Genomic DNA, 3,596 nt, shown 5'->3' on the forward strand with positions numbered 1-3,596 from the left:
GCAATCGTTCCAACCATAATCGACTAACCATTGCTCGATCGAAATCGAAGCGAGGAGAACATGTCATCTATTGATAAAAATTGTCTTCCTCAATATGACGGCGGGACAGCGTATTCTGGGGCGTTGGTATTCTTCGACCCCAACACCCCTACTTGGACGTCGGGTTGGCGTCAGAGTTACGGTGATTTGTTCCCAAGCTTGCGGTTCTTCGTGGGCGATGCTTTTGGGCTTTTATTCGGACTGGATTCGAGTGACAAAGTATGCATATTTTGCGGTGAGACAGCCGAAGTCGAGCCGCTTGGAATTGATGAACGCAGGTTCTATGGAATCATCTCCGAAGACCCAGATGGAACGGTTCACAAATCCTTTTTTGATGAAGCCACGCATGCCATCGGCACTCTAAAGGCTGATCAAATTTTTGCATTCAAGGTAGAAATGGCGCTGGGCGGAAAATTGGCTATCGACAATCTATACATTACAGATCGTATCGAACACATGCGTGCCTTAGGTAAAATTGCTTGCCAAATCCATCGTGATCCAACTGGAACTTCATACGAAGTATCTCGGGCCGGGTGAACGTCTGCAATGGGTCGGGAGTCGTCTTTCGCGACAGGCCGGAGCGTCCTGGAGCGGTCAGTCAACGGATTCGGAGGTCAAACTCAAACATCGAAATGGGCTATTTGCGAACAATTACAATTACCGTTATTTATCTGCCAATTGCTTTATATCTAGGAATTACGATATGGCGCGGGCTGCTCACAGGGAGAATCGCTCACACCGATAGTTCGAGTTTCTGTGAAAGAACCAAAAACCCTTTTGGTTTTTTGGCATTAATTGCACTATTCTTGGCTTTTGCGTTGTCGGCAATAGCTGCATGTGTAAGCGCTTGGTGGAATCTTTTCCGATGACCGCCTCTGGTCGGTTGCGGTCAGTCGTGACACTCCGTGACTTTTGCTCGACATCAACCTGCTATGCTGTCGCGAACAGCCGAGTACGGCCAAGAGCGGACGCCGAAGAATAAGGAAAGCAATGATTTATCTCGACTGTTCGGGCGTGCATTTTGGTTCGAAGCTCGATGAAAAACATCTGTTTGAGTGGGCGATGGAGATTCCCGGTGTCCTTCGCTGGGAACAAGATACCTTGGTGGTCAGAACGAACTTATCGCAGGCGTCCCTTAGAGACTTGTTAGCTTTGTTCAGTCGCTATCAAATACCGATGGCTCAACTTGCTCAATTCAGAACGACCAGGAACGAAGGCTGGTTTGCCGCACCAAAGATGTATTGGCACAGCCGCGTGTTCGGTAAGCTTGTGCGCTAACAGCGGCGGCTGCTCGAGGTTTGCTTCAGCGCAGTTGCACCCCTTCGTTGGTAGACTTCTCTCGGCCAGGAACAGTCATTCTTCATTTGCAAATATAGTCGAGGCATCCGGCAATGACACGTCAGGTATTAATCTTAATGCGAGTCACAGCGTGTGGCTCTATTGTGCTGCTTCTGCTTGCATGTATTGCGGAATGGAATTTTTCTGCCCTTTTAGCGCCCGAAGCGAGTAGCTACCAGGCTGACTATCCTGACGCGCTAAGAAGTGGTCTTAGCCCATCGTATGCATTAGGAAATCTGTTGCTAATAGCTGGATTTGTATTGGCGGTAAGCGGCGTTGTCCTAGTTTGTCTGTCTAGGCGACGCGGTATCATACCCCTTGCGGCTTGCGCGCCGGCTATGGCGTTAGGAGCATCATTATTCGAATATGGGCCAACTTATCCGAGTATAGAACCGACCTACGTCATCATCTTGTGGTGCAGCGCGGCAGCAGCATGGGCGAGTGCCCTTACGCTTGCGCTCGTCTTCTTCAAAACCGAAAAGCTCGATTTTGACGTGCATAAGCTGACTTAGCATTGTCCGCTTTGGGTCGGTCTCGGCCGTTCGCCGGCGGTCGGCCCATGCGCCCTGCCGCCGCCGTGCGGCATTTTTACTTCCCAAGATGGGGCACTTTTTCTTCAACGGACGGTCATGGACCGTCATACCAGCAGCGATTGACGCCAGTCCGACACAGGGTAGCTGAAACGTCATCATGACCTTTGGTGACTGTTGCTACTTTGCAACTTTAGCGCAGTAGGATCGTCTGGATGAAGATCGCGAAGCGTTTTGGCTGACAGCAAGCGAAGATGCTTTGATTTGTAATGTACAGGCCACATACCGCAGGCTACAATACAGTTGCCAATGTACAACAACAATTATCACATGAATAACGTGAAGAAGCTTACAGCAGCGGCGGCAAGACATGTAACCTACGTCGGCATCACCGTCTGTTCTTTCCTTTGTCTTAACTGGATAAACGAACTGCTGTTCTCTCGGCTTGATGTAACTACTGGAGCCAATTGGGTATTTTTGCCCGCTGGCGTTCGCCTACTATCCACCTTGTTCTTTGGGCTTGCTGGTCTCGAAGGAATGTTTCTGGTAGGTGTCTACCTCAATTTTCATCATTTCATGTTTCGCAGCGACTATCGCTCGTGGAGTGGCGCTGTAGCAGGTTCGCTCGGGCCCTACCTTGCTTCCCTATTTGCCATACATTGGTTCATGTTGAAGAGAGACCTAGAGGGCTTAAACCTTCGAAGGTTACTGTTCACAGGGCTACTATGTGGTTTTATAAGTCCCATTTTTCACCAAGCGTTTATGTGGGTCTTAACGGGAACCGTGGATTGGGCAACGCTAGCGGCGATGATTGTCGGCGATACTACTGGCATTCTCATCGTGTTGGTCTTGGCAAAGGGCGCAATCACATACAACGACCGTTACAATGTTGCTTGGCATCTCGCTCGGCGCTGGCCGTTTGCTCGCTCTTCTGCTAACCGATCCATACAAACAAACCGGCTGCAAAAGTAATCACCATCCTGGCTTGCGGCCAGTAGTCGTCCGTTGAAGAAAAAGTGCCCCATCTTGGGAAGTAAAAATGCCGCACGGCGGCGGCAGGGCGCTTGGGCCGACCGCCGGCGAACGGCCGAGACCGACCCATAGCAGACGGACACCAAGGCGCAAGGCTCCGTTAAGTGTCTGATGGTTCATTTTGAGAACGACGCGTAAACAGCCCACTTAGGATCATGCACAGCCATACATTGCACGTCGTGAGATGTAGTTTCGCTCCTCAGCTTTTCATGAATACTAGCGACAGAGTCACCATTCTTGATGTAAAAAACAAACTCCTTAAAGGTGCCGGTTGTGATCGAAAGCACGTGAATAGCTGGACCTGATGACTTCAGATAGGAAAGAATCTTGTTCTCCATCTGATTTAGTGCAAAGTTCTCGAATGCGTCAGGCACTCCACCGGGAGAGGGTTGATTTAGCGGTATCGCAAAGCCCACACGTATTCCCAATGACGGATGCTTCGCCCAACGCTTTGCAGTTGTGTTGATTCTGACCAGCATCGAACCATCAGTTGCCGGTGCTTCCATTACCGACCACAAATCGCCGTCTTCGTTTAGATCATCGATCGGTAGGTGTTTCTTAAAGGGCCACATAGATAACTATTCAGATAACTATTCGTAAATATTTTGTGCATGAAGGCAGGGACTACAGGTCTCGCCCTGCATTCATTCTACGGCA

Annotated in this window: 4 protein-coding genes; 3 read left to right on the plus strand and 1 reads right to left on the minus strand. The window is 49.8% G+C overall.

Annotation, left to right across the window (positions count from 1 at the left end; genetic code table 11):
- Positions 1–60: 60 nt before the first annotated feature.
- The 3 genes from NX784_RS28615 to NX784_RS28625 all read left to right on the plus strand — a co-directional run bounded on the left by NX784_RS28615 (position 61) and on the right by NX784_RS28625 (position 2,879).
- On the plus strand, positions 61–576 hold the full coding sequence (locus NX784_RS28615; RefSeq protein WP_258820068.1) for a T6SS immunity protein Tdi1 domain-containing protein: 516 nt from the start codon (positions 61–63) through the stop codon (positions 574–576).
- 453 nt (positions 577–1,029) lie between these two features.
- Positions 1,030–1,317 (plus strand): hypothetical protein, encoded by a 288-nt coding sequence (locus NX784_RS28620; protein WP_258820069.1) that lies wholly within the window; start codon positions 1,030–1,032, stop codon positions 1,315–1,317.
- Positions 1,318–2,237: 920 nt separating this feature from the next.
- A complete protein-coding gene (locus NX784_RS28625; protein WP_258820070.1) occupies positions 2,238–2,879 on the plus strand; it encodes a hypothetical protein in 642 nt (213 codons plus the stop codon).
- 176 nt (positions 2,880–3,055) lie between these two features.
- Here the strand turns inward: NX784_RS28625 and NX784_RS28630 are convergent, their stop codons facing one another.
- A complete protein-coding gene (locus tag NX784_RS28630) occupies positions 3,056–3,511 on the minus strand; it encodes a DUF695 domain-containing protein (protein ID WP_258820071.1) in 456 nt (151 codons plus the stop codon).
- Positions 3,512–3,596: the final 85 nt, after the last annotated feature.

This window comes from Massilia pinisoli (assembly GCF_024753285.1).
GTDB lineage: Bacteria > Pseudomonadota > Gammaproteobacteria > Burkholderiales > Burkholderiaceae_D > Telluria > Telluria pinisoli.

Excerpts from the sequence above, each read along its gene's own strand:
- NX784_RS28620 (WP_258820069.1), top strand. The coding sequence starts at position 1,030 with ATGATTTATCTCGACTGTTCGGGCGTGCATTTTGGTTCGAAGCTCGAT.
- NX784_RS28615 (WP_258820068.1), top strand. The coding sequence starts at position 61 with ATGTCATCTATTGATAAAAATTGTCTTCCTCAATATGACGGCGGGACA.
- NX784_RS28630 (WP_258820071.1), bottom strand. The coding sequence starts at position 3,511 with ATGTGGCCCTTTAAGAAACACCTACCGATCGATGATCTAAACGAAGAC.
- NX784_RS28625 (WP_258820070.1), top strand. The coding sequence starts at position 2,238 with ATGAATAACGTGAAGAAGCTTACAGCAGCGGCGGCAAGACATGTAACC.